Here is a 24,646-nt window from a genome sequence, read left to right on the forward strand (position 1 = left end):
ATAGTGCCCGGTGCTTAAATACTTTTCTTTCTCGTGGTATTACCGACCTCCCCCATTTAAAAGTATTTCAAGTAGGGCATTCAACAACGGGGGACTGTGAGTACTATTATACCAGTATACAGAGACAATCACACTGCTTTAATTCAGGGTTCACTTGACGCTTATAGTGGTGAATACTCGCCTTTAAAGATATATCTAGACCTCTTGAAAACCGGCGAGGAAGACTTTGAAAAATTCTTTGAGAAAGCAACAGGGTTTAAACCCTGGGGTGCTCAAAAACACTGGTTAAAGAGGATTTTACGTGGTGAAAACACTGTTCTCGTAGCACCAACAGGCATTGGAAAAACTACTCTTCTAACAGTATATGCTCTCTACGCTTCTTCAAAGGGCAAGAGAGTACTGTATGTAACACCAACAAAATCCCTTCTAGCTCAAACCTACAAGAGAATGTATCAGCAGGCTGTGAAAACAGGTCTTGATACGAGTAGACTACTATGTTATGACTCCTCCAAGTCGAAGAAGAATAGAGAAGAGGTATTAGAGAAAATCAGGAACTGCCAGTACAATCTACTAGTTGTTACAAACCACTTCCTCCTCAAAAACCATGCTCTACTAGCTACTTGTACACCAGACGTTGTCATAGTAGACGATGTAGATAGCTTGATAAAAAGCGAGAAGGGAGTAGTAGGGCTAGTAAAACTACTTGGATTTACTGATAGAGCAGTAGAACTAGTTAAAAAGAGGAGTAGTCTACTCTGGAAGCTCATGGTTAGTAAAGTCTATGGTAGAAACCCAGAAGAATTAATACGAGAATACCTCGAAGTAGATAGAGAACTCGAAGAAGAAATCAGTAGAACAAAGAGTAGTCAATTAATAGTCGCGTCTGCAACAGGCCGTAGTCGTGGACCAGCTAGTAGAATACTCAAAGACCTTCTTAGAATAGACTTGTCTGGTATAAGCATTTATGGTAGAAATATCACCGACAGCTATACTCTAGTAGAAAACCGTAATGAAACGGCTTCGATAATAGTTAACCTAGTTGGAAAACTCGGTAGAGGATGTATAGTATACTTATCTCCACACCACCCCATGAAAACAGTGTTTAATGATCTAACCGGGAAAGTAAAGAGCGAGCTTGAAAAACACGGATTTAAAGTAGCCGAGGCTAATGCTAAATCAATATCCCTCCTAGTAGAGGGTAAAATAGATGTTTTAATTGGGTATTCCACGTATTATGGTTCGAGTGTTAGAGGTATTGATGCACCACAACAAATAAAATACGTTGTATTTCTCGGAACACCTGTATTCGCTGTTTCAATCGAGTCTTTCCTGGCAAAAATAAACATGTTGACACGTACACTTGTTGAAATAGCAAGTAGAAGAAACGACCCAGCTCTAAGAAAAACAGCAGTAGAACTAAGAAAGAAGACACTGACGCTCTCCCCCTCAGAGAAGCGTATAATTAAACTGTGTTTAACTGGGAAGATACCCGAAGACTCTATTATAAACATTCAGAAACTAGCTGGTTTATACCAAGAAGTCAAAGAAGTATATAGTGAGACACTAGAGCTCGTTAAATCAATACTAGATGAACAAGGTGTTTTAACACTAGGTACTATTACACTTGTAAAATCAAATAGCAGATATGAAGCACTAATACCAGACGTAATGACATATATCCAGGCATCTGGTAGGGCGAGTAGGCTAATAGGAAATAGAATGACACATGGATTATCAATTATAATTGAAGAAAAGAGACTTGAAAACCTAGTTAGAGGATTAGAAGAGAAACTAAGGTCTTTTAATAAAGAACTAGTTTTCAAACACCTCGGAGACATTGATTTACAGGGAGAAAAACACCTCATTGAATCCACGAGAAAAACTAGTAGTGGCGATAGTTTAAAGTACAAGTCTATACTACTAGTAGTAGAATCACCAACCAAGGCTAAGACAATAGCGAGGTTTTTCGGTAAGCCGACAGCGAGGAGGATTAGAGATATAAGTGTATACACTATTCCAGCGAAAATAGATCAAGAGGTAATAGAATTCAATATAGTTGCTACAAGGGGACACATATACGATTTAACAATAGACGAGAAAACAGGGCTTTACGGCGTAATACTTGGAGACACACTGGTAAAACCAGTTTACACTACAATTAGAAAGTGTCGTATATGTGGTACTCAGTTTACAGACTACGATAAGTGTCCTCGCTGCAATAGTCCAGCTTACAGTGATTCAAAATACGTTATAGATGTATTGAGGAAGCTAGCTAGTGAAGTAGATGAAGTCTACATTGCAACAGACCCTGACATGGAGGGAGAGAAAATAGCATATGATGTATACACATCGATTAAAGAAGTAAATACCAATATATGGAGGATAGAACTACATGAAATAACACTAAACGAACTACTCAAAGCTCTTGGAAACAAGAGGTGGATTGATTTAAACCTCGTCGAGGCGGAAATGTATAGGAGGATTTTAGATAGACTTGTAGGCTTCGCTCTAAGCCAGAAACTACAAATTGTATACTCTAGGAGAAATCTCGGAGCCGGCCGTGTACAAACCCCCGTTCTTGGATTAATAATTGAGAGGTATAGAGAACACCTGGCAAACAAGTGTAAACGAGTAGTATTTAAATTCAAAGAACCAGTGGACTTGTCTTTTACCATATACATAGATAGAAAACAAGAAGAACTACTCGAGAAGATTAAGTCTGCAACTAGTCTTACACTAGTAAAGAAGGCCGAAGAAGTAGTAGAAGTACAGCCTAAACCACCCTTAACAACTGATGAACTGCTCGTCGAGGCCTCTAAAATCGGCTTGCCAGTAGACGTGGCAATGAAGACTGCACAGGAATTATTCGAAGCAGGTCTTATAACATACCATAGAACGGATAGCACATATATTAGTAGTGTAGGATTATCAATAGCCCGCGAATACCTATCAAAGAAGAATCTATTAGAGTATTCCAGGTTTAGCCACTGGGGTCAGCCTGGTACCCACGAGGCGATACGGCCCGTCTACCCATTAGATGCTGATGAACTACTACAAGCTATAGATGAAGGATTAATTCCTGTTGTAATACCACTTACAGGTTTACACTTAAAACTATACAGTGTGATATTTAAGAGGTTTATTGCTAGTCAAATGAAGCCGTTTAAAGCAGTAAAAGCTAGATTTACTGTTAAACTCGGAGATCTAGAGCTGGGTGAGCTAGAAGTACTACTAGATGTACTCGATGATGGATTTAACAAAATCCAGCAAGTTAGATTATACAGAGACTTGAAAGGCCGTAATGTCATCGAGGTGTCCATAGAGAAAGTAGAAGTATCTGATTCGAGTAGAATAGCACTCTATACTTCTGGTGATGTTGTATTACTCATGAAGAAGCTGGGTATTGGACGTCCAAGTACATATGCAAAAATTATTGCTAGTCTTAGAAGACACGGCTATATAATTGAATCAAAAGAGCGGAAGAAGCTGGTTCCAACTAAGAGAGGGGTTGAAGTATACGAGTACTTGAAGAAGTATTATCCAGAATTCATATCTGTCGAGTTAACAAGGAGAATGGAGGAAGTTATTGATGGTATTAGTAGGGGTGAAATCCAGGGATTGCTAGCAGTGAGAGGTATTGTTGCCTCGCTTGTAACTCGTGGACTAGTAGAAGCCGCTCTAGTACCTCCTCTTTACCTTAATAACTATATAGGGCTTAGACCTCCCCTGGACAACCTCGCTGCCAATTGATGCTCCCTGGTACTCGATACTACCTCCCATTTTACTAACTAGGGCATTATAGAGGTCTACTGCTTTACTAATAAAGCGTCCATACCCCTTTATCACTATTGTCTCAGCACCCTCTTGGAACATTACTGCTATTTCTATCAAGTATTCTCTCAATGGCTTGGTTGAAACCAAGATCACTCTTTCACTACTCTTACTCACATATACCACCTAATATCATTAAGAGACATGGATAATTATATAATCGTTACCATAGAAAACCACCGTATACGACACAATGCAAAAATAAATTTGAGATATATATGAATGGCTCCTATTGATTCCACTATTGGAAACCAAAGGTTCTACCCCTCGACCCCGACTGGACCTGGAGTGGGATGAATTATGTGGGGCAATTTTCCCACCTTGAAACCAAAGGTTCCGCCCCTCGGCTTCCACTCCAGAAAAACCACAGGTACCCACCCCTCATCTTCCAATGCAAAACCCCGTACACTATTAAATCAATAACACAATCAACTCATTCTACAAGAAATCAATACAATCTAAATTGCAAGACTAGCTACAAAGACATAGTAATTCGAGTAAACAAGTGTATAATTAATGCACTATTTTTCTATTACTAGTTTGTATAATGATAATAAGATCAATAATAATACAACAAGATTCTACTAGTATATTCAAGCATTAAGTCTATGCACTAACTACTCTATCACTTCTCTTATAGTAGAAGAGAAGATTAGTTGTTTAGATATAGAGGGTTTAGTTTTCCAGTTGAAGGGCAGGGGTGGGGGTTTAGCGGAGTGATCCTGGTCCATAAACCGGGGGGTTCGTCCCCTCCATTGCGGGTGGACATGGCCCCCTAGCGTTGACCAGGCTTTTTATCAGTCTTGACCATTTAAATTATTATTGTTCTCGCTAACTAGACTACAATGTGGAAATTGATACCTAATAGACATGTTTCTGTCCAGCGGGAATTTACTAAAACTGGGTTCCAGGCGAGACACGTGTTTTCTATGTATCCAGTGGTAGCCGAACCTCTTCAAGTGGATCAATTTTTATGCCTTCAACGTGGATGGAAAAATAACCCTTTATCAAGTATTATATCTTGGAGGCGGCCGAGGCCCCGCCCACGCCTGGATTACTAGTGAAGGGTGAGGAAACTCCGTGCACCCCGCGGCAGCGCGGCCCCGTAAGGGGCGCGGGTAGTCCCCGCGGCAACGGTACAGAAACGATACGGCCGCCACGACATGGCTATGAGGCCGTCCACCCCTCGGCGACGAGGGGTTTAAACGGTTGAGGACCGTGGCGGAGGCGTTGAAACGACCGCCCCGCGCGGTGCAAGGCCCGGGTCCGGGGTGAGGTGCCGCGCGACCGGTATGGGCCGCTTAGACGAATGCGGGTGTACAGAACACGGGTTATGCCTCGGCCGCCTCTCCAGCCTCCTGTATTATACATGGGTTTTCTACTTCCCAGTATGATATAATTACTTCTCTTAGTTCTTCGAGTGTTGATACACGTGCATACTCGTCTAGTAGTTCTTTGTTTAATGCGTCAAACGTATTCATCCATTTAAATACTCCTAAAATCTTCTTGTAGAGGTCTTGAAACCCAGTTATGTAGAGTGTTGCTGCAACGGCCTCTATACTAGACAACATACATGGTTTTCCATAGTTGATAGGGTTTCCTGGTAGTAGAGGGGGGAGTTTAACGTGTTCTCCCCGTAGACCCTTAAACTTGTTTTTAGAGAGTTTTTTCCAGCTGGCGTCAAGGACTAGTACACCGTGTTGTAACACCTGGTTTCTATACCATGGTCCAAGATACGTATTTGAGTAGGGATTGAGAACCAGGGGGTATCCTCTAACGCTGTGTTTTGAAACCAGTACTGCAAACCCCATTCTAACTAGTTTTAACGCTGTATTCTTGCTTGGATCGTCTTCTCTATAGAGTAAAACCATTATTCTAGGTGTTTCCATTATTGCACCATTACCTCAGTGGAAAATAAGTTTATTATATCCCCTATAATAACTAAATAATTGGGGTAGGAAATGCCCGAGACTAAGAAGTCAGCTATAATCCTAATACAGACGGAGATTGGATCAGAGAGTAAAGTCGTAGAAGAGTTAATGAAAATCCCCGAGGTAAAAGAAGCCTATGTCGTCTATGGAACCTACGACCTCGTAGTCAAAGTTGAAACTGATGCTCTCGAGAAAATAAGAGAGATTGTAACCAATAAAATCAGAAAGCTACCAGATATTAGAACTACTGTTACAATGATTGTTGTCGAGGAGAGAATTAAGTAATATACTTCGTAGATTGTGTGTTTTTTAATTCTCTACTTTCTCAAATCTATATAGTTGTCACAATTACTTCTCTTTTTGTAATAACAATTGTGTGTTCGAATTGAGATACAATAGCGTTTTTTCTTTCAACGAGTATAGGGTATTCGACTAGTAGACGAGAGCGTTTTAATTCATCTAGAGCTTTGTAAAACGTGGTCTCACTTCCTGGTTTGACATACCATCTCGCCGCGAAGGGCAGGGTTTTTCTCTCATTGTATATTGCCTCGTATACTTGTCTCGCAGCGTCTGGTATTCGCTTTGTAGATGGTTTTAATGCATAGATTGCTGTAATTGGGCCTTCATCTACTATTCCATCTCCATTACTTGCAAATGGCTCTATTGCATACACGCCTTCTCCGAGTTTAAACAAGTTTAATCTATCATGGTAGTTTGGAATTATTACTCCACTATGTATAATAAATCTCTCGAGGCCGTGTCCAGAGAGGTTTTTAATTGGTTTGTAGCCATGGCTTCTAATAGTGTCTTCTATTACCCTGCCTATTTCAGATGCACGTATACCTGGTTTAACAACTTCGATGGCTTTTTCAAGTGCTTTTCTAGCTGCTTCTACGAGGCCCTCGTAGACGGGGTTAAAGCATAGTGTAATAGCAGTGTCGGCTATGTATCCATCTACGTGGACTCCAATGTCTATTTTAACGACTGAGTTGTCTGGAATAATGGATTCATCGTTTGGAATTGGTGTGTAGTGTGCTGCTGATATTGTTTACACTAATGTTTACTGGAAAAGCTGGCTGCCCTCCTTGTTCAACAATGTATTTTTCGAGCGTGCTGGCTACTTCAATCAATTTAACTCCTGGTTTAACAATAGATTCTGCTAGTTTTACAGCGCGCTTTGCAATACCACCGGCTTTCAACAACTTCTCTACTTCTTCGTCTGTAACCATGTAGTACACACTCAAAGGTTTTCTCTAGCGAAAACAATAATAATTCCGGGAATTAATAACTGATAAATAGAGGTGTGTGTTATGGGAGTTATCAAGTATTATGGACATAGTTTCTTTGAAGTAGTATTAACGGGCCTCGATGGAAAAGAAAAAACAATTCTCATTGATCCATGGGCTGGAAACCCATTAAGCCCTGTTAAACCACGAGACTTTAAAGACAGGAAAGTAGACTACATCATAGTAACTCACGATCATGGAGACCACTTGGGAGACGCTATTGAAATAGCTAGATTAACAGGTGGAGTAGTGGTTGGAGTCTACGAAATAGCTCTTTATGCAGAAGAGCATGGAGTAAAAGCAATAGGTGGAAATATTGGTGGAGCATTGAAAATCCCAGACTTGGAAATAATACTCACTCCTGCAACACACTCTAGTAGTCGTGGCGTCCCGGTAGGAGTAGTTGTCAGAGGTAGAGATCTAAGTATCTACCATGCTGGTGATACCGGTCTATTCAGTGAAATGGAGCTCATTGGAGAACTATACAGTCCAGATGTCGCGCTACTACCAATAGGCGGACACTTCACAATGGGTATAAGAGAAGCAGTCAAAGCAGTTGAGCTACTCGGACCCAAACTAGTTATTCCAATGCATTACAATACATTCCCCGTTATACAAGCAGATCCATTTGAATTCAAGAAATTAGTCGAGGAAAAATATGGAGTTAGAGTAGTGGTATTAAACCCCGGTGAATCTATAAGCTACCCCTAGTATAGTGAGAGGACTCTGCAATGAACCACGAGGAAAAACTGAAAATAGCAGTACGCAACACGGTTGAAGTAGTAACACTCGAAGAACTAAGTAAGCTACTAGTTGAAAACCCGAAGCCAAAAGGCTATATTGGATTCGAGCCGAGTGGACTAATACATATTGGATGGCTAGTCTGGATGTATAAAGTAAAAGACCTGGTCGACATAGGTGTAGACTTCTATATTTTAGAAGCTACCTGGCACGCATATATTAACGACAAGCTAGGAGGAGACCTTGAGTTAATTAGAAAGGCAGCTAGATACACGAGAAAGGCCTTGGAGGCCATTGGAGTCGACATTGGTAAAATACACTTTGTAGACGCCGAGGAGTTAGTAAGCGACAAGGAGTACTGGAGTATTCTATTGAAGTCGGCAAAGAAAACTTCACTTGCACGTGTGAAGAGGGCATTGACTATTATGGGTAGAACAGCTGACGAGGCAGAAACAGACTTCTCTAAGTTAATCTATCCATTAATGCAGGTTTCAGACATATTCTACCTAGATCTAGACATTGCACTTGGAGGACTAGACCAGCGTAAAGCACACATGCTTGCAAGAGATATCGCCGAGAAAATCGGCCGGAAGAAAGTAGTAGCCATACACACACCAATAGTATCTGGTCTTCTAGGCCCCGCTAAAAAGAAACCCGTTGAAACAAGCGAGTTAGACGAGGTGTTATCAGAGGTTAAAATGAGTAAGAGTAAACCTGAAACAGCGATTTTCCTACACGACTCTCCAGATGAAATTAGAGAGAAGATTATGAAGGCCTATTGCCCGCCAAGAACAGTAGAGTTTAACCCGATCATTGAGATCAATAAATACCTGTTGTTCCAGCAACCAGGATTTGTACTCCACGTAGAACGACCAGAACAATATGGCGGCCCAATCGACATATATAGCATAGAGGAACTAGAATCCCTCTATACAAGTGGAAAACTACACCCATTAGACTTGAAGAAGGCCACGGCAGAAGCACTTGTTAAAATGATAAGTGATATACAGAGAAAACTCTTCTCGTCGAGTGAAACAGTAAAGATCCTAGAGGAGTTGAAATCAGCTAAAATAACAAGGTAGGACACTAATAGTCACGAATTTAAAACCCCGTTAATTATAGTGTTTTTAATGGTGGGCCGGTAGCTCAGCCTGGAAGAGCGCCGCCCTTGCATGGCCTCAGGGGGTGCGGCCGAGGTCGGAGAAAGGCGGAGGTCCCGGGTTCAAATCCCGGCCGGTCCACTCACATTCTTTTTAATAACCTTCTGTATATGCTTAATACATAGTTGACTACATGATGGGTGTTTGGGGGTAGGATGTAATGGATGCTTCAACAATTATACAATTGATTTGGATAATACTGTTTATTCTATTGATTACTGGTTTAAACCAGCGCATACAGTTGAAGATATGGATTCTCGATATAAGGACGAAATTAAATACTATTAAGAGTCTACTTGAAGAAGACAAGGCTAAAACCAGGAATATGCTTAGAAATCTCGGTGTTGAAGTTCCAGACGCGCTTATAGAGAGAGTTATTGACTTCTTCACTATTGAACCAGTTGAAATCGAGCCTACTGATATTATTAAACGAATGGATCACTTGTTGAGAACAACTGAAAACAGCGTTAGGAAAATAGTATCTGGATTTCTACCAAATCTCGGTAAACACGAGTTATCACTAGTAGAAACATCGCTTTCAATAGTTGCAGCTTTAAACATTGTCTACAAGGAAATAAGACACTACCTTCTCATCGGCGAGAGAGAAAACAATTTTATATTGATTATGCAGTTGGAGTACCTCATGCCCCAGGTAATGCGGATTGTATATACATATCACGAGGCGCTAGAGTCATTTATGCAGGGTAGGCCAATAGGGGATGGAGCAGGGCCGTTTATAGTCTATAATCTACTAGAGAAAAGCGAGGTTAAATCGAGAAGAGTAATAGATGATACGAGTGTAATAGAAGCCTACTATAAGGATCGGAGGTTAATACTCGTAAAAGCAGAGGGCCCTGGTAGTAATGTAGGTCATCCTGGAGCAGTTATAAATAGAGTAGTAGAAGAACTCAAAGGAAATGTAGACTTGATAATAACTATTGATGCAGCCTTGAAACTAGAAGGCGAAGAAACAGGCTCTATTGCAGAGGGTGTTGGTGCAGCTATAGGCGACCCAGGCCCCGAGAAAATAGCAATTGAGAGAGCTGCATCTAAATACAATATTCCACTGAGAGCACTGGTAGTGAAAATGGATATGAAAGAAGCTATTACAACAATGAAGAAAGAAATAGTAGAAGCATGTGAACGCGCATTAAACCACATTGAGAGAATAATAGAAGAAACCACTCCACAAAATGCAACGGTAATAATAGCGGGTATTGGAAATACAATGGGAATACCTGGATAGGTGGATAACATGATAAAACTACAACTCCCACCCGATATAATCTGGTTAATAGTAATCCTAATACTAATAATCTACCTGGTCTACGATACATACGCTAGGAGGCCAAAGAAAACAGAGAAAATAATTAGAGAACGACTAGTCTGTACTAAATGCGGATACGTAGTAGAAAGAGAATTCGAACCAGGAGACTTCATAGGACTAGTAAAGGGAAAATGCCCCTCTTGCGGAGGAGACTTAAAGATAAAAGCAATCTACGCTATTGAAAAAGAAAAACTTTAAAAACCCCTTCAACAAATAGAGTGAAAACGGCACCCGACCCGGCCATAGTGGCCGGGCAACACCCGGTCTCGTCAGATCCCGGAAGTTAAGCCGGCCACGTCGGGGTGGCCGTGAGGTCCGCGAGGCCTCGCAGCCGCCCCGAGCTGGGATCGGGTGCCGTTACACTTCTAAACTTCACTATTACTTCTAGACAACACCTTTTCCAACCAAGAAGTTTTCATCAATTAAGGTGTTGTCTAGAAGTATACGTGTATGTAAATAAACTGTGATAAAGAATACGTGTTTTCTATTGGTGTTTAGAGGTATATAATTTAATAACCCTAATTTAACCATTATACTAGATACAATGTGTTTGGTGATTAAATGGTTAAGTTTTGCCCCAAGTGTGGCTCTATAATGGTGCCTACTAGAAAGAATGGGAAAATCTATATGAAGTGTACTAGGTGTGGTTATGAAGTAGAAGTAAAAGAAGAGAAGGGTAGAAAAGACAGTATTACATATCAAATTGAAGCTAATAAGAGAGTTGCAACAGCAGTTGCAAGCGAGGCAAAGGAGAGGAAGTTGACCGAGGAAGAACGCGAAATGCTTAGTGAGTTCTACGAGATATTCCTTGAGGAGTTTGAAAAAGAAGAAGAATCATCAGAAGAATAGTCAGCTCTGTTTTTATCGTCATAAATCAGAGCCGTCACCACTCTTCATCCCGTATTAAATAGTGTTTATACTTGCTTTTATCCCATAATTGATTTTAAAGTATAGTGAGGTGCTTACAGCTTGGTTAGAGTAGCAGTTGTAGATAGAGACTACTGCAAGCCGAGTAAGTGTAATTTAGAGTGTATAAGGTTTTGCCCTGTAAATAGAAGTAGAAAGAAGAAGGCAATTGACTTAGCAGAGGATAGGTCGAGAGCTATTATTTATGAAGACACTTGTGTTGGTTGTGGTATATGTATTAAAAAGTGTCCATTCAATGCCATCTCGATCGTTAACCTACCAGATGAATACGAGAAAATGCTTATTCATAGATATGGAGAAAACATGTTTAAACTATATGGTCTGCCAGCTCCTAGAACCGGTCAAATACTGGGTATTATTGGTCAAAACGGTGCTGGTAAATCAACAAGTATAAAAATACTCTCCGGTCAGATAAAACCCAATCTAGGTAGACTAGTCAATCCACCCGAATGGGACGAGGTAATAAAGGCTTTTAGAGGTACAGAGATACAAGCATACCTTTCAAAACTAGCTTCCGGCGAGATCAAGGCAGTTGTTAAACCACAATACATTGAACACGCTAGAAGAGTACTCAAAGGTACAGTGAGAGAACTCCTTACTAGAGCCGATGAAACAGGAAACTTCAAAGAGGTAGTATCTGCACTCGCACTAGAAAAACTCCTAGATAAAAACATAGGGGAATTGAGTGGTGGAGAACTACAAAAATTCCTTGTTGGAGCAGTATTATTGAAAAACGCTAATGCATACTTCTTTGACGAGCCTTGTAGCTACCTCGATGTAAGAGAGAGGGTTAGAGTTGCAAAAGCTATTAGAGAGTTTAGTAAACCAGAGAAAAACTACGTGGTTGTAATAGAACACGACTTAATGATCCTCGACTACTTATCAGACAATATAACAGTTATATATGGTGAGCCCGGAGTATACGGTATAGCCTCTAAACCATACAGTACCCGTGTTGGAATAAACAACTACTTAAAGGGCTATCTACCAGCGGAAAACATGAGAATAAGAGACTACGAGATAAAGTTTAGAATAACAGTTAAAGGAGAAGTAAGAGAGGAAAACCCATACCCGGTACTCGCATGGAGCGACATGGAGTTCCAGTATCAACCAGGTGGATTTAAACTCTCGGTAGAAGGCGGCGAGCTACACGTAGGCGAAGTAGTTGGCATTGTAGGCCCTAATGGAATAGGTAAAACAACATTTATAAAACTATTGAGTGGCGAGTTAAAACCCTCTAGTGGAGAAGTATTAATTACTGCTTCAAATGTCAGTATAAAACCACAAGAAGTTTCGCCAAAAATATTCACGGAGGAAACAGTTCTAGGTAATTTAAAAGCAGCCTCTCCACAAGCAGTCGATCCCACATCGTGGTTATACCTCGAACTCGTAAAGAGATTGAAATTAAATAGACTACTCGAGAGAAGAGTAGACGAGCTCAGTGGAGGAGAACTACAAAAACTAGCAGTAGCAGTTTCATTGGCAAGAGACGCTGATCTATACTTCCTAGACGAGCCATCAGCATACTTAGATGTAGAAGAGAGAATTAGTGTTGCTAAAGTAATCCGTAAAATAATAGAAGAAAAGCATAAAGCAGCCATCGTTGTAGAACACGACTTACTCTTCCAAACATACGTGAGTGATAAGGTAATGGTGTTTTGGGGCTCGCCTAGTATAGAGGGAAAGTCTACTAAACCACTAGATCTACGTGATGGCTTAAACAACCTACTAAGAAACCTCGATATAACTGTCCGTAGAGATCAAGAGACTGGAAGGCCAAGAATTAATAAACCAGACTCTGTATTGGATAGAGAACAGAAGCAGCGTGGTATATACTTCGCTGTTGATTAATTTTTACATGGATGTATCAATATCCAAGACCATCCTTCCCCATAAAGATTTATAAGCATTGATATGATATTTTAAAAGCGTATAGGTGTTATAATGACCGAGAAAATAACTCTTTCTGTAATAAAAGCAGATGTTGGAAGTATAGCTGGACACCACTCTCCTCACCCCGACCAACTAGCAGCCGCAACAAAAATACTTGCAGAAGCCAAACAGAAAGGTATTATTATAGACTTCTACGTAACAAATGTTGGAGACGACATCCAGTTAATTATGACTCATACTAAGGGCCCAGACCACCCAGACATCCATGGACTAGCATGGGACGCGTTTAAAGCAGCTGCAAAAGTTGCCCGTGAATTAAAACTCTACGCGGCTGGACAAGACCTCTTATCAGAGGCGTTTTCCGGTAATGTTAGAGGTATGGGTCCTGGTGTAGCAGAGCTTGAAATGGAGGAGAGAGTAGCTGAACCCGTTATTACGTTCCACGCTGATAAAACCGAGCCTGGTGCATTCAACCTACCGATCTTTAGAATATTTGCTGATCCATTCAATACAGCTGGATTAGTCATAGACCCCAAGATGCATGATGGATTTGTATTTGAAGTATACGATGTAATGGAGGGTAGAAGTGTATTAATGAAGTCTCCAGAGGAAATGTATGATATTCTAGCATTAATTGGTACAACCGGTAGATTTGTAATTAGAAGAGTTTATAGAAAAAGCGATAATCTACTAGCGGCAGTTGTAAGTGTTGAGAGATTGAATTTAATGGCTGGTCGATATGTTGGTAAAGACGACCCAGTAGCAATTGTTAGAGCACAACACGGTCTACCAGCAGTTGGTGAAATCCTAGAAGCATTTGCATTTCCACACTTAGTAGCCGGGTGGATGAGGGGTAGCCACTTCGGCCCATTAATGCCAGTACCACTAAGATACGCCAAGGTTACAAGGTTTGACGGCCCACCACGTGTTATAGCTCTTGGCTGGAATATAAGTAGAGGCAGGTTGATTGGGCCCGTAGACCTATTCGACGATGTAGCATACGATGAAACAAGGAGAATAGCTCAGTTAATAGCAGAATACATGAGGAGACATGGTCCATTCATGCCACACAGACTTGGACCAGAGGAAATGGAGTATACAACACTACCAGATGTACTCCAGAAGTTAAAAGATAGATTTGTAAAAGCCGAAGACGCGTATAAAGTAGTTAAGAAAGAACACTCACTATAGTCTTTTTTCCACAATAAATACTTTGTCTCGAGGCGTGGTATATGCGCCCTATTCTAGCAGTAAATTACAAGGCGTATTATCCACATAGTTTTGGAAAACATGCGCTTGAACTAGCTAGAGCGGCGAAGAAAATTATTGAGGAATACGATGTAGAAGTAATTCTAGCACCACCATTCACCGAGTTGAAAAATATACTCGAAGAGGTAAAAGGGACTAGGATAAAAGTATACGCTCAACACGCAGACCCACTAGAACCAGGTGCTATAACAGGCTATATTCCACTAGAAGGCCTGAAAGAACTAGGAGTACACGGAGTTATCATTAACCACAGTGAGCATAGATTAAAACTAGCCGATATAAACTACTTGGTAAAGAAGGCTCATACACTGGGCTTAGAAGTACTTGCATGTGCAGATGTGCCCGAGACAGGTGCAGCTGTAGCTGTACTCGGTCCAGACATGGTTGCTGTTGAACCACCTGAGTTGATTGGTACTGGTATTAGTGTGAGTAAAGCTAAACCAGAAGTTATAACCAATAGTGTTGAGTTAATTAGAAGAGTTAATCCAAATGTAAAGATATTAACTGGTGCAGGTATTTCAACAGGTGAAGACGTCTATATAGCAATAAAACTAGGCACGATCGGTGTATTAGTAGCATCTGCTATTGTCAAGGCAAAAGACCCATATAGCGTCATGAAAGACATGGCTGAAAAAGCCGTTCTAGCCTTCAAAGAAATATCCAAGTAAAAAACAAAAACCCCTTACTCTAATTCTTTTTGTATAGATGCCGCCGTAGCTCAGCCTGGTAGAGCGCCGGCCTCGTAAGGTTTACTAGAGACCGGAGTCGAGAGAGCCGGTGGACGCGGGTTCAAATCCCGCCGGCGGCTTTACACTACAATTTCAACTCTTATTTCATGTATGTTTATACCGCGTTTTGAATAGGATTTGACTACTATATCTCCAATTTTCAAGTAGCCTATTGTTTTCAATTTACTGTATACTTCTTCAACTCCTTTCTCGTAGTCATCTGATTCAACGAGTTTGCTTGATAAGTCTACGGGGTTGACTCCATAGTATATAGTTGACTTCTCGAGTAGTTTTCTATTCCAACTTCCCATGTAGACTGGAATTAGAGGTCTATACCTAGACAACAATGGAATTATATTTCCTGTCTTTGTATATGCAATAATTGTTCCATGTAGGCTTTCAGCTAGGTGTATAAGTCCCTGAGCGTATTTCTCCATGAGTGACTCAGCTGTTAATTCTTTTCTGAATTCTTCGAGTGTGGAATGGGGGAGGTTGTTTAGTGCAGCTGATATTATTGTTTTAGCCCATTTAATTGTTTCAACGGGGTATTTACCAATTGCTGTTTCACTAGTTAATAATATGGCGTCTGCAAGACTGTGTACTATATTGTATAATCCAACAACGTCGCTTCTACTAGGTCTATTGTTTTCAATCATGGATTCTAAGATATCGGTGGCTACTATTACTGGTTTTCCATGTTTAACAGTTGTTTTAATTATCTTGTCTTGTAGGACTGGAATTAATTCTATTGGGAAGTGTACTCCTAGATCTCCCCTTGCTACTAGTATTGCATCAGATGCTTCTACGATTTTTTCGAGGTTGGAGAATCCATTGCGTGTCTCTATTTTTGAAATGACTCCTGTACTGCAATTTAACTGTGCTAATAGGTCTCTTACAAGTAAAACATCTTTTTCACTTCTAACATAGCTTAAAGCAATATAGGTGAATTCCTCGCTACAAGCATATTTTATTAATTCAATATCACTACTCGTTAGAAAACCAGTTGGTAGGTCTTTTCTAGGAACAACAATTTTTCTACCAGGTTTTAAAACACCTGGAGTGACAACTAGGCATTTAGCGTAGTCTCTACTAAATTCTACAACTCTCATTTCTACTTCTCCGTCTCCATAGAGAATAGTATCTCCAGGTGTGAGAATATCAAATAATTCGCGTTTACTAACAACTAGTATTTTTTCGCCTTGAAATTCCTGCTTCTTGGATTCCAGGGTTATTGTTATGAAATCGCCTTTTTTCACTGTAATGGCTTCAGTGTTCTCTGTTCTTGTCTGGGGGCCTGGTATATCTCCCATTATAGATACTATCGTGTCTAGTTCGCGAGAGGCTTTTCTAATATTTTCAACTATGTTATGCCATTCACTTGGGTTTCCAAAGGCAAAGTTTATTCTGAACCCAGATACTCCGTGTTTAATTAAATCATAGATTACTTCGTAGTTATTTGAAGAGGGACCTATTGTAGCAATTACTTTAATACTCAAAAGCAAACACCATTTAAAGTTGATTTACACCCATATTGAAACGTGTTGAATTTCCTAGTAATAAACATTTATAAGTCGTGTCTTATAACGTGGATTTGGGGATGAAGTGTGAAGTGGTGGCTAGAAGAGGAATGGGAAGAGGAGTGGGAAGAGGAAGAGTGGGAAGAAGAAGAATGGGAAGAAGAGTGGTAGAGCTATAGAAGCGTTAAAAGAAATCTAATGTTTTTTACCAATGGCTTTACAAATCCTGTCCCTACACTTCTATAGTCTAGTGGAGTGCATTCACTAGTATTTTGTGGAATACAATCTACTCCAAGAATATAGTATTGTTTTCTCTCTTCTACTTCATCACCTAGAATTTTAACAACTTCGCTTATTTGACTAGTTCCCGTAGCTAGCATTGCTAGTAAGAGGCCTTTATTACGTATTCTTTCTAATTCACTAGAGTAGATTTTATATGCTAGTGCAGCTTGGATCAATTGGAGTGGAGTTTCAATAATGTTTTCTGGTATGATGGAGACTGGGTCTTCTGGTTTAATTCCACGGTATTCTATTTCTTTTTTGAGGTCTCCAGTAATGTTTTTACAGGAGTAGAGGTATATACGTAGAGATGTATTTCTCCAGCCTAGTAAAACCTCGATGTATTCATTTCCAATAGTGTATTTAAGCACCAGCCTCACTCACTTCTCCAGCAACTTCAACTCTCTTTTCGCGTTTTGCCTCGATTGCTAGTAGGTGTGTTATATACCCGGCTATCTGGTTTCTCAACTTCTTTGATGGTATAACAGTTAGTTTTGAAACTACTTTTTTATTGTGTTCAAAATCTCTCTTGAATAAATCCGGGTATTTGGTTAGTAGCTCTCTAGCTACTCTCTTAACGAGTTTTGGTCTTACCTTACCCATAATAAACACCTTTCTAAATCGTCTGCTTTAATATGCTCATTTATAAACGGGTTTATAAAACTCAACGAGTTTTCTTGTTAGTGGTGATGAAAACCACCGACTGGGATTTATGACCGAGACCCACGGGTCTGAGACGGCTTACACTGTCTTAGTAGCTCTATTAGTAAGTGTACTCTTCTCGCTGTTCCAGGGTCGACTCCTAGAATACTCGCTATTTCACTTGGTGTGTATGTTCCACCAGTGATGTTTTCGTAGTATTTAATTTTCTCGTAGTAGTCTACTGGTAGAGACCAGTATTCTATCTTACCCTCTCTAACTAGGTAGACTAGGTATACTTTGTCTAGTAATAGTACTGTGTAGTCTCCTATACTACAAGTGTTGTATATCATTGACTCCATGATGTCTGAGTATTCGCGTGTAATAAACAATTTACCGTTCTTTTCCTCTATAATACCGTATTTCTTGAGCCACCATACTCCTCGTTTAACCACGTCTATTTTCAATTTAGATGCTTCTTTTAGTTCTTCAATTGTTAAACCCGGGTAGCTCTTGATAAACCGGGCTATTATGTAGAGCCATGGTTTATCTGCTATGAGGTTTTTAAACAATACACTTCTAGGTAACTCGTTTCCTTCTGACATAGTGTTTTATCCACCATTGAACTACTATTTTTAAATCAACTAATTTGTTTTATGTTGTTTCCACGGGTTTTATTGAACTATATTAGATTCTAGTAGACTAGTTTTTCATGGTGGGTTTAATGGAGTTTAAAGTGAGAGATATATCGCTAGCTAGTAGCGGCGAGTTGAAGATTGCATGGGCAGAGAAAAACATGCCTGTTTTAATGCTCCTTAGAAAAAAGTATTCCGAGTCAAAGCCTTTGAAAGGAGTGAAAATAGGTGCTGTGCTACACGTTACAAAGGAGACAGCTGTATTGGTATTAACACTTAGAGAAGCCGGTGCAGAAGTCTATCTTGCAGGGAGTAATCCACTATCTACTCAAGACGATGTTGCAGCCGCGCTGGCTACTCGTGGAATACACGTCTATGCTTGGAGAGGGCAAAATAGTGATGAATACTATTGGTGTATAACTAAAATAGCTGAGAGCAAACCAGATATTGTTATAGATGACGGTGCAGACCTACACGCAGTACTCCACGAGAAATACCCTGACATAGCGAGTAATGTAATTGGTGGAACAGAGGAGACAACAACTGGTGTTAATAGACTTCGAGCTCTTGAAAACGAGGGGTTACTCAAATACCCTGTTATAGCTGTAAACGACTCTTACACCAAACACATGTTTGATAATAGATATGGTACTGGACAAAGCACGTTCGACGGTATATTGAGAGCTACAAACATACTAGTTGCTGGAAAAATAGTAGTTGTAGCAGGATATGGATGGGTTGGAAAGGGAATAGCGGGAAGAGCGAGGGGTCTTGGAGCACGCAGAGTTATTGTTACAGAAGTAGACCCGATTAGAGCGCTCGAAGCAGTATACGATGGATTCGAAGTAATGCCCATGAAGGAAGCTGCTAGTATAGGAGACGTGTTCATAACAGCAACAGGCAACATAGCAGTTATAAGAAGAGAACACTTTGAAAAAATGAAAGATGGAGCAATACTCGCCAATGCTGGACACTTCAACGTTGAGATTTGGATACCAGACCTAGAAGAACTATCAGTCGAGAAGAGGCAAATACTACCATATGTAACAGAGTATACATTGAAAGATGGACGGAAACTCTACCTACTCGCTGAGGGTAGACTAGTAAACCTTGTAGCAGCAGAGGGCCATCCAAGCGAGGTAATGGATATGAGTTTTGCTAATCAATTCCTAGCTGTAAAATACCTATTAGAAAACAAGAGTAGACTTGGAAACCGAGTTCTGAGACTTCCAAGAGAACTAGATGAAATGGTTGCAAGGTTAAAACTAGAATCTATGGGTATAGAAATAGACGAGTTAACACCAAGACAACGCGAATATCTCTCTTCCTGGAAGTATGGAACGTGAGAACGAATACTTTGTTCTTTATAGAAAAACCATTTTTCACTCTGGATGTCTACGAGTACATCCTCTGTGGCTATGTATAATAGAGGAGTTATTTGTGGGCCCGCGGGGATTTGAACCCCGGTCCACCCGGTTATGAGCCGGGCGCTCTACCTGGCTGAGCTACGGGCCCCTTATCTATTTTAAAGTTTCAAAAGGGTTTAAATTTTATTCTTTTACTCAATATCGTGTCTTCAATGGGAGGGAGGTTTAACTAGTTTTCTTGAGTGTTGCAATATATTTTGCTACTGCATCTGCTGCTATTGCTCCTTCCGCCACTGCTGTTACTATTTGTTCAAATTTGTATTTGTAGGGTCCACCTGCAGCATCTCCTGCAGCGTAGACTCCTGGGAGATTGGTGCTCATGTCTATGTTGACTTTTGCTTTGCCTTCTTCATCTACTTCAATACCTACTTTCTTAAAGAACTCTGTTGGTGGGTTTGTACCGATTTCAATGAATACAGCGTCTACTATGAGGATTTTTTCCTCGTTTGTCTGTGTGTTTACTAGTTTTAATCCTTCTACTTTCTCTTCTCCTAGTATTTCTTTTACAATAGTGTTTGTTAGTATCTCTATTTTTGGGTTTTTACGGGCGGCTTCAATGTATGTTTCAAACGCTCTAAACGATTCTCTCCTGTGGATTAGGTATACCTTGGAGGCCAGGTTGCTTAGATATAATGCGCTGATAAAAGCCGAGTTTCCTCCACCTACTACTGCTACTACTTTGTCTTTGAAGAATGCTCCATCGCATACTGCACAATACGATACTCCTCTACCTAGTAGTCTATCTTCTCCTGGAACACCTAGTTTCCGCTTCTCGCTACCCATGGCGAGTATAACTGCGTAGCCGCAAATAGGTTTAGATCTACTCTTTGTTTTTACACACCATAATTGCTGGTTTTCCGGGTCTTTGAATAAATCTACTACTTCATCGATTATTATTGGTACATTGTATTTCTCTACGTGTTTAACGAATTTATCAACTAGGTCTTGGCCAGGTATTTCGGGTATTCCAAGATAGTCGTCGACTAGTGGTGCTATAGCTGCGTTTCCACCGATTGTCTTGGTTATTACTATGGGTTTTAATCCATATCTAGCTGTATATAGTGCTGCTGAGAGGCCGGCTGGGCCGCCGCCTACTATTACCACGTCGTATTTATCTCTTGTTTCTTCAATTCTAGTTCTTGGTAGTGTTGCTCTTAGTTTAAACATGTAATCACCTATTACTATAACATTGTTATAGGATTATAAAGGGTTGTAGAGAGGAAGCAGTCTAAATTCTAGTTAATTCGTATACGAGTATACCTGTTAAAGCAGTAGATGGTATTCCACGTGGTATTTCTCTCGGCCAGACAATAGTAAATCCTTCTATTTCTTTTCTACTTGGTTCTTGTTCTCCAGATCCCACTACAATAGCTGTTTTTCTCTGTTTTGCTTCGCCTAGTAGTTCATGTAGGTTTTTATTAACTCCCTCTTCGCTTACATAGTATACTGTTTCACAATTGAGGATTGAGTGTAAGTCTTTTAGTTCTGGTAGTATTATGAGTGGTTTACCTAGTTTATACGATATTCTATGTGCTTCTGGTACTCCTACTTGTGCAGCTGCACCAAAGGGTTTTACTACTACTGGTACTGCATTCTCAACAGTGTAGACTGTTTTTAGAAAATCAATTAGTTTTTGAACACTACTTGGTGCATATAATACAATATATAGTTCTCTCATTACACTACACCTTCATCAAGTGCTTTTAAAACCTCGAGTGCTACTGCTCTAGCTAGGGGGACTGGGACGGCTTCGCCAACCATATTATATTGAGAATCACGGCCCCCGATAAATACAAATGTGTCTGGAAAACCCATGAGCCTCGCTTGTTCGCGCACAGTGAGTAGTCTTGGCTGGAATGGATGGATAAACCTTGATGAGCCAAGCACTGTAGGAGCTATGTCGTCTGGGTCTAGTTTAACAAGGTTTGGAAGCAGTCTCTCTGCTCCATAATAGTGTACTAGTGCCTCGCCTGGTTTCAACCGGGCTGCTTTTTTGAGTTTTTTCCATGGGAGTTCAGGTGGTGGCTCATGGTTTGCTACTAGTGGAGAGCCTGGTTCTGACAGTCCACTCAGTGCTTTTCTAACTACTACTCGATCTCTCTGTTTTGCAGGGTTTATTGGTATATTTGATATAAATACTCTTACTCTGTGACTCGGGTTTCCATAGTCTTCTGCTTTTAATACATTGAAGTATATTCGTGGATAACCAATTCTCTTGAATTCCTCTATTAATGCTTGTTTTAAACCATTTTCTGTTATTGCCGGGACATTCTCCATGACGAAAACTCTGGGTTTGAGTAAACCAACTATTCTAATATAGTGGAGTGTTAACTGTCCCATTGGGTCTACATATAATCTGTCCAGTGGGTTTTTCTGTCTTGTGGGATTGGCGCCTGTGTAAGGCTCGCATGGAGGACTGCCAATAACTACATCTATTTCTCCGGGTTTTACAAAACTATATAGTTTTGTAGCATCTAGTTCTTTGATGTCTTCAATGAGCACGGTGCAATCTGGTATGTTTGCTTTATATGTTAGTGCTGCGTATTTGAAGTTGTCTACTGCTAGTAGACACTTAAATCTACTTGTTGAGTGAAACCCGAGTGAGAAGCCTCCAGCCCCGGAGAACAAGTCTATGTATTTGTATATAGTACTCGGCAATTCTACATCCGCTCAATCATAGATATCAATACATCTATTTTCTTAATGGATTCCTCAATTAGTTTTACTACTGCTGGGTTGTTTGCTTCTACTAGTAAGTCGCCGTCGTTGGGGCATTGAAAGCCGTAGGCGTATGCTTCATCTAATAGATATCTCCTATTACAGGTTTTACAAATATATAGTGTACCTTCTCTCTCATGTCTTGCTAGGACTTCAAGTTTCTCTCTGGTTTTCTTCAGTCTATTTAGAATAAATGTTTTCAATGCTGGTTTATTGAGCCGCCATGAGTGTAGTACTTCTCCTGTTTCTTCGTCTTTTACTCTATCGGGAATTACTACTGCTTCATCAGAGAGTTTCTGGAGTATTTTTCTTGCTTCATTAGATCTAACATCTAAAGTCGTTGCTATTCTCTCTTCTGCAATATACCCGTTTTTCAGTAGATACTCAAATATCTTTCTACCGGGCTCACCAAACATGTTTTCTATGATCATGGCGGACATGTCTATTAGATCGTTGTCTTGTAACTCCATTGACTGTTTCGACTTGGAACTCAATTGTAATCACCATGTATTCATAGTACAACACTTATCTTCAAAGTTAATTTGTTCAAAGGGTTTAATGTATTTAATGCATTGTGGCCTCGTTGAGCCTCTGTCTAGATCTTTATGGTGGTTGATTAAAAAAAGCTTATATAGAAGCCTTTGATATTTCTAGCTTATGGTTGGGTTAGGGGTGGTATATAGTGGCTGTAGAGCCAACTGGTATTCCAGTATTAATACTTAAAGAAGGTACTCAGAGAACAGCTGGAAGAGACGCTCTAAGAGTAAACATGATGGCTGCTAGAGCAGTAGCAGAAATGATAAAAACCACATATGGTCCTAAAGGAATGGATAAAATGCTTGTTGATACACTTGGAGATGTAACTATTACAAACGACGGTGCTACAATACTAGACAAAGCTGAAATCCAACACCCAGCAGCCAAAATGCTTGTACACGTAGCTAAAAGCCAGGATGCAGAAGTTGGTGATGGAACAAAGAGAGCAGTTATATTTGCAGGCGAACTACTCAAACAAGCGGAGGAATTACTAAACAAAAACATTCATCCAACAGTAATTATTTCTGGTTATAGAAAAGCAATGGAGGAAGCACTAAAAATCCTATATCAAATCGCTATTCCAATAGACATTAATGACGAAGAGATATTAAAGAAGGTCGCGAGGACATCTCTAACAAGCAAAGCTGTTCACGATGCTAGAGAGTACTTTGCAGAAATAGCTGTTAAAGCAGTCAAACAGATAGCTGAACAGAGAGGAGACAAGATCTACGTAGACATAGACAACATACAGTTAATTAAGAAGTATGGAGGCTCACTAATGGATACACAACTAGTATACGGTATTGTACTCGACAAGGAAGTAGTACATCCAGGTATGCCTAGAAGAGTTGAAAAAGCAAGAATAGCCCTACTAGACGCTCCACTTGAAATTGAAAAACCAGAAATCGACGCTGAAATAAGAATAAGCGATCCAACACAAATGAAGGCCTTCCTACAACAAGAAGAAGAAATACTAATGAAATACGTTGAAAAACTAGTAGAAGTTGGAGCAAACGTTGTAATAACCCAGAAGGGTATTGACGAGGTTGCTCAGCACTTCCTTGCTAAGAAGGGTATTCTTGCTGTTAGAAGAGTTAAGAGAAGCGACCTAGAGAAACTAGAAAGAGCAACAGGTGGAAGAATAGTAAGCAATATTGAAGACCTCAAACCAGAAGACCTTGGATACGCAGAACTAGTAGAAGAGAGAAAGATTGGAGAAGACAAAATGGTATTTATTGAGGGATGTAAGAACCCGAGATCAGTAAGTATTGTAATAAGAGGTGGACTAGAGAGACTAGTTGACGAAGCAGAGAGGAGTTTAAGAGATGCATTATCAGCTGTTGCCGACGCTCTAAGAGACGGTAAAGTCATAGCTGGTGGTGGAGCAGTAGAAATAGAAATCGCCAAGCACTTGAGGAGATACGCTGTTAAAGTAGGAGGCAAGGAGCAACTAGCAATCGAGGCATTTGCAAAAGCACTAGAGGGACTAACAATTACAATGATTGAAAACGCTGGATTAGACACAATAGACATGATAATGAAGCTAAGAGCTGCACACGAGAAAGAAGATGGCAAGTGGATTAGTGTCGACTTAAACACTGGTGAACTAGTAGACATGTTCAAACTAGGAATAATCGAGCCAGTAAGCATACTTGCAACAGCAATTAAGAGTGGAACAGAAGCAGCAACAATTATTCTAAGAATAGACGACATTATATCTGCAAGCAAACTCGAAAAGAAGGAGGAAGCCGGTAAGAAACCAGAAGAAGAAAAGAAAGAAGAAGAATAACCTGTTTTTATG

21 protein-coding genes, 3 tRNA genes, 1 rRNA gene, 1 other RNA gene and 2 pseudogenes are annotated in these 24,646 nt (G+C 40.2%); 16 read left to right on the top strand and 12 right to left on the bottom strand.

Annotated features, from left to right (window positions below):
- The first annotated feature begins 96 nt into the window (after positions 1-96).
- Entirely contained in the window at positions 97-3,750 is a 3,654-nt protein-coding gene (gene rgy, locus ACZ5YP_RS04370; protein ID WP_464834562.1) for a reverse gyrase, read from the top strand.
- On the opposite strand, the gene ACZ5YP_RS04375 is transcribed toward rgy, so the two are convergent.
- Positions 3,679-3,948, bottom strand: coding sequence for a DNA-binding protein (locus ACZ5YP_RS04375; RefSeq protein WP_464834563.1), 270 nt, complete (start codon positions 3,946-3,948; stop codon positions 3,679-3,681). The two genes, rgy and ACZ5YP_RS04375, sit on opposite strands and share 72 nt — an antisense overlap.
- Before the next feature lie 909 nt (positions 3,949-4,857).
- Here ACZ5YP_RS04375 and rnpB point away from each other — a divergent pair.
- Positions 4,858-5,178, top strand: an RNA gene (rnpB, locus tag ACZ5YP_RS04380) — RNase P RNA component.
- 95 nt (positions 5,179-5,273) lie between these two features.
- Here the strand turns inward: rnpB and ACZ5YP_RS04385 are convergent.
- Positions 5,274-5,720: pseudogene (locus ACZ5YP_RS04385) on the bottom strand (DUF367 family protein); the annotation flags it as partial.
- Between the two features lie 72 nt (positions 5,721-5,792).
- On the opposite strand from ACZ5YP_RS04385, the gene ACZ5YP_RS04390 reads away from it, so the two are divergent.
- The gene (locus ACZ5YP_RS04390) at positions 5,793-6,047 is read left to right on the top strand and encodes an Lrp/AsnC ligand binding domain-containing protein (protein ID WP_464834564.1); all 255 of its coding nucleotides are present in this window, start codon (positions 5,793-5,795) and stop codon (positions 6,045-6,047) included.
- Positions 6,048-6,093: 46 nt separating this feature from the next.
- Here ACZ5YP_RS04390 and map read toward each other — a convergent pair.
- Positions 6,094-6,991, bottom strand: a pseudogene (map, locus tag ACZ5YP_RS04395) (type II methionyl aminopeptidase).
- A gap of 81 nt (positions 6,992-7,072) precedes the next feature.
- Here map and ACZ5YP_RS04400 point away from each other — a divergent pair.
- The 11 genes from ACZ5YP_RS04400 (at position 7,073) to ACZ5YP_RS04450 (ending at position 15,173) form a co-directional block, all read left to right on the top strand.
- The gene (locus tag ACZ5YP_RS04400; RefSeq protein ID WP_464834565.1) at positions 7,073-7,759 is read left to right on the top strand and encodes a metal-dependent hydrolase; all 687 of its coding nucleotides are present in this window, start codon (positions 7,073-7,075) and stop codon (positions 7,757-7,759) included.
- 20 nt (positions 7,760-7,779) lie between these two features.
- Positions 7,780-8,871, top strand: a complete 1,092-nt coding sequence (locus ACZ5YP_RS04405) for a tyrosine--tRNA ligase (protein ID WP_464834566.1) — start codon at positions 7,780-7,782, stop codon at positions 8,869-8,871.
- A gap of 53 nt (positions 8,872-8,924) precedes the next feature.
- Positions 8,925-9,030 (top strand) — tRNA-Ala (locus ACZ5YP_RS04410).
- Positions 9,031-9,109: 79 nt separating this feature from the next.
- Positions 9,110-10,195: a DUF1512 domain-containing protein gene (locus ACZ5YP_RS04415; protein ID WP_464834567.1), complete on the top strand. Its 1,086-nt coding sequence runs from the start codon at positions 9,110-9,112 to the stop codon at positions 10,193-10,195.
- A 9-nt stretch (positions 10,196-10,204) separates the two neighbouring features.
- Entirely contained in the window at positions 10,205-10,474 is a 270-nt protein-coding gene (locus ACZ5YP_RS04420; RefSeq protein ID WP_464834568.1) for a hypothetical protein, read from the top strand.
- Between the two features lie 34 nt (positions 10,475-10,508).
- A 5S ribosomal RNA gene (gene rrf, locus ACZ5YP_RS04425) occupies positions 10,509-10,626 on the top strand.
- A gap of 211 nt (positions 10,627-10,837) precedes the next feature.
- Positions 10,838-11,125: a DNA-directed RNA polymerase subunit M gene (locus tag ACZ5YP_RS04430; RefSeq protein WP_464834569.1), complete on the top strand. Its 288-nt coding sequence runs from the start codon at positions 10,838-10,840 to the stop codon at positions 11,123-11,125.
- Between the two features lie 120 nt (positions 11,126-11,245).
- On the top strand, positions 11,246-13,054 hold the full coding sequence (locus tag ACZ5YP_RS04435; protein WP_464834570.1) for a ribosome biogenesis/translation initiation ATPase RLI: 1,809 nt from the start codon (positions 11,246-11,248) through the stop codon (positions 13,052-13,054).
- A gap of 93 nt (positions 13,055-13,147) precedes the next feature.
- Complete coding sequence (fbp, locus tag ACZ5YP_RS04440) at positions 13,148-14,287, top strand: fructose-1,6-bisphosphate aldolase/phosphatase (protein WP_464834571.1); 1,140 nt, start codon at positions 13,148-13,150, stop codon at positions 14,285-14,287.
- A gap of 41 nt (positions 14,288-14,328) precedes the next feature.
- Entirely contained in the window at positions 14,329-15,033 is a 705-nt protein-coding gene (gene tpiA, locus ACZ5YP_RS04445) for a triose-phosphate isomerase (RefSeq protein ID WP_464834572.1), read from the top strand.
- Between the two features lie 39 nt (positions 15,034-15,072).
- Positions 15,073-15,173 (top strand) — tRNA-Thr (locus ACZ5YP_RS04450).
- Here ACZ5YP_RS04450 and pyk read toward each other — a convergent pair.
- The 4 genes from pyk to ACZ5YP_RS04470 all read right to left on the bottom strand — a co-directional run bounded on the left by pyk (position 15,174) and on the right by ACZ5YP_RS04470 (position 18,133).
- Positions 15,174-16,589, bottom strand: a complete 1,416-nt coding sequence (gene pyk, locus ACZ5YP_RS04455) for a pyruvate kinase (protein ID WP_464834573.1) — start codon at positions 16,587-16,589, stop codon at positions 15,174-15,176.
- Positions 16,590-16,783: 194 nt separating this feature from the next.
- Positions 16,784-17,269, bottom strand: coding sequence for a hypothetical protein (locus tag ACZ5YP_RS04460; RefSeq protein ID WP_464834574.1), 486 nt, complete (start codon positions 17,267-17,269; stop codon positions 16,784-16,786).
- Positions 17,253-17,492 (bottom strand): 30S ribosomal protein S17e, encoded by a 240-nt coding sequence (locus ACZ5YP_RS04465; RefSeq protein ID WP_464834575.1) that lies wholly within the window; start codon positions 17,490-17,492, stop codon positions 17,253-17,255. Before ACZ5YP_RS04465 ends, ACZ5YP_RS04460 begins: the two co-directional genes overlap by 17 nt.
- A gap of 107 nt (positions 17,493-17,599) precedes the next feature.
- Complete coding sequence (locus ACZ5YP_RS04470; RefSeq protein ID WP_464834576.1) at positions 17,600-18,133, bottom strand: hypothetical protein; 534 nt, start codon at positions 18,131-18,133, stop codon at positions 17,600-17,602.
- A gap of 119 nt (positions 18,134-18,252) precedes the next feature.
- Between ACZ5YP_RS04470 and ahcY the strand changes: the two genes are divergently transcribed.
- Positions 18,253-19,509 carry an adenosylhomocysteinase gene (gene ahcY, locus ACZ5YP_RS04475; protein ID WP_464834577.1) on the top strand — a complete coding sequence of 419 codons (1,257 nt, stop codon included), beginning with the start codon at positions 18,253-18,255 and terminating at the stop codon, positions 19,507-19,509.
- Positions 19,510-19,604: 95 nt separating this feature from the next.
- On the opposite strand, the gene ACZ5YP_RS04480 is transcribed toward ahcY, so the two are convergent.
- From ACZ5YP_RS04480 to ACZ5YP_RS04500, 5 genes are all read right to left on the bottom strand, one after another.
- Positions 19,605-19,678: transfer RNA gene (locus ACZ5YP_RS04480), tRNA-Ile, on the bottom strand.
- 77 nt (positions 19,679-19,755) lie between these two features.
- Positions 19,756-20,757, bottom strand: a complete 1,002-nt coding sequence (locus ACZ5YP_RS04485; protein ID WP_464834578.1) for an NAD(P)/FAD-dependent oxidoreductase — start codon at positions 20,755-20,757, stop codon at positions 19,756-19,758.
- Positions 20,758-20,818: 61 nt separating this feature from the next.
- Positions 20,819-21,268, bottom strand: a complete 450-nt coding sequence (locus ACZ5YP_RS04490; protein WP_464834579.1) for a RecB-family nuclease — start codon at positions 21,266-21,268, stop codon at positions 20,819-20,821.
- Complete coding sequence (locus tag ACZ5YP_RS04495) at positions 21,268-22,248, bottom strand: DNA cytosine methyltransferase (protein ID WP_464834580.1); 981 nt, start codon at positions 22,246-22,248, stop codon at positions 21,268-21,270. Before ACZ5YP_RS04495 ends, ACZ5YP_RS04490 begins: the two co-directional genes overlap by 1 nt.
- A gap of 2 nt (positions 22,249-22,250) precedes the next feature.
- Positions 22,251-22,802: a transcription factor TFIIE gene (locus tag ACZ5YP_RS04500; RefSeq protein ID WP_464834581.1), complete on the bottom strand. Its 552-nt coding sequence runs from the start codon at positions 22,800-22,802 to the stop codon at positions 22,251-22,253.
- A 188-nt stretch (positions 22,803-22,990) separates the two neighbouring features.
- Between ACZ5YP_RS04500 and thsB the strand changes: the two genes are divergently transcribed.
- Positions 22,991-24,634: a thermosome subunit beta gene (thsB, locus tag ACZ5YP_RS04505; RefSeq protein ID WP_464834582.1), complete on the top strand. Its 1,644-nt coding sequence runs from the start codon at positions 22,991-22,993 to the stop codon at positions 24,632-24,634.
- Positions 24,635-24,646 lie beyond the last annotated feature (12 nt).

The organism is Sulfophobococcus zilligii, from assembly GCF_055398255.1.

Excerpts from the sequence above, each read along its gene's own strand:
- ACZ5YP_RS04390 (WP_464834564.1), top strand. The coding sequence starts at position 5,793 with ATGCCCGAGACTAAGAAGTCAGCTATAATCCTAATACAGACGGAGATT.
- ACZ5YP_RS04400 (WP_464834565.1), top strand. The coding sequence starts at position 7,073 with ATGGGAGTTATCAAGTATTATGGACATAGTTTCTTTGAAGTAGTATTA.
- ACZ5YP_RS04405 (WP_464834566.1), top strand. The coding sequence starts at position 7,780 with ATGAACCACGAGGAAAAACTGAAAATAGCAGTACGCAACACGGTTGAA.
- ACZ5YP_RS04415 (WP_464834567.1), top strand. The coding sequence starts at position 9,110 with ATGGATGCTTCAACAATTATACAATTGATTTGGATAATACTGTTTATT.
- ACZ5YP_RS04420 (WP_464834568.1), top strand. The coding sequence starts at position 10,205 with ATGATAAAACTACAACTCCCACCCGATATAATCTGGTTAATAGTAATC.
- ACZ5YP_RS04430 (WP_464834569.1), top strand. The coding sequence starts at position 10,838 with ATGGTTAAGTTTTGCCCCAAGTGTGGCTCTATAATGGTGCCTACTAGA.
- fbp (WP_464834571.1), top strand. The coding sequence starts at position 13,148 with ATGACCGAGAAAATAACTCTTTCTGTAATAAAAGCAGATGTTGGAAGT.
- tpiA (WP_464834572.1), top strand. The coding sequence starts at position 14,329 with ATGCGCCCTATTCTAGCAGTAAATTACAAGGCGTATTATCCACATAGT.
- ACZ5YP_RS04465 (WP_464834575.1), bottom strand. The coding sequence starts at position 17,492 with ATGGGTAAGGTAAGACCAAAACTCGTTAAGAGAGTAGCTAGAGAGCTA.
- ACZ5YP_RS04470 (WP_464834576.1), bottom strand. The coding sequence starts at position 18,133 with ATGTCAGAAGGAAACGAGTTACCTAGAAGTGTATTGTTTAAAAACCTC.
- ahcY (WP_464834577.1), top strand. The coding sequence starts at position 18,253 with ATGGAGTTTAAAGTGAGAGATATATCGCTAGCTAGTAGCGGCGAGTTG.
- ACZ5YP_RS04485 (WP_464834578.1), bottom strand. The coding sequence starts at position 20,757 with ATGTTTAAACTAAGAGCAACACTACCAAGAACTAGAATTGAAGAAACA.
- ACZ5YP_RS04490 (WP_464834579.1), bottom strand. The coding sequence starts at position 21,268 with ATGAGAGAACTATATATTGTATTATATGCACCAAGTAGTGTTCAAAAA.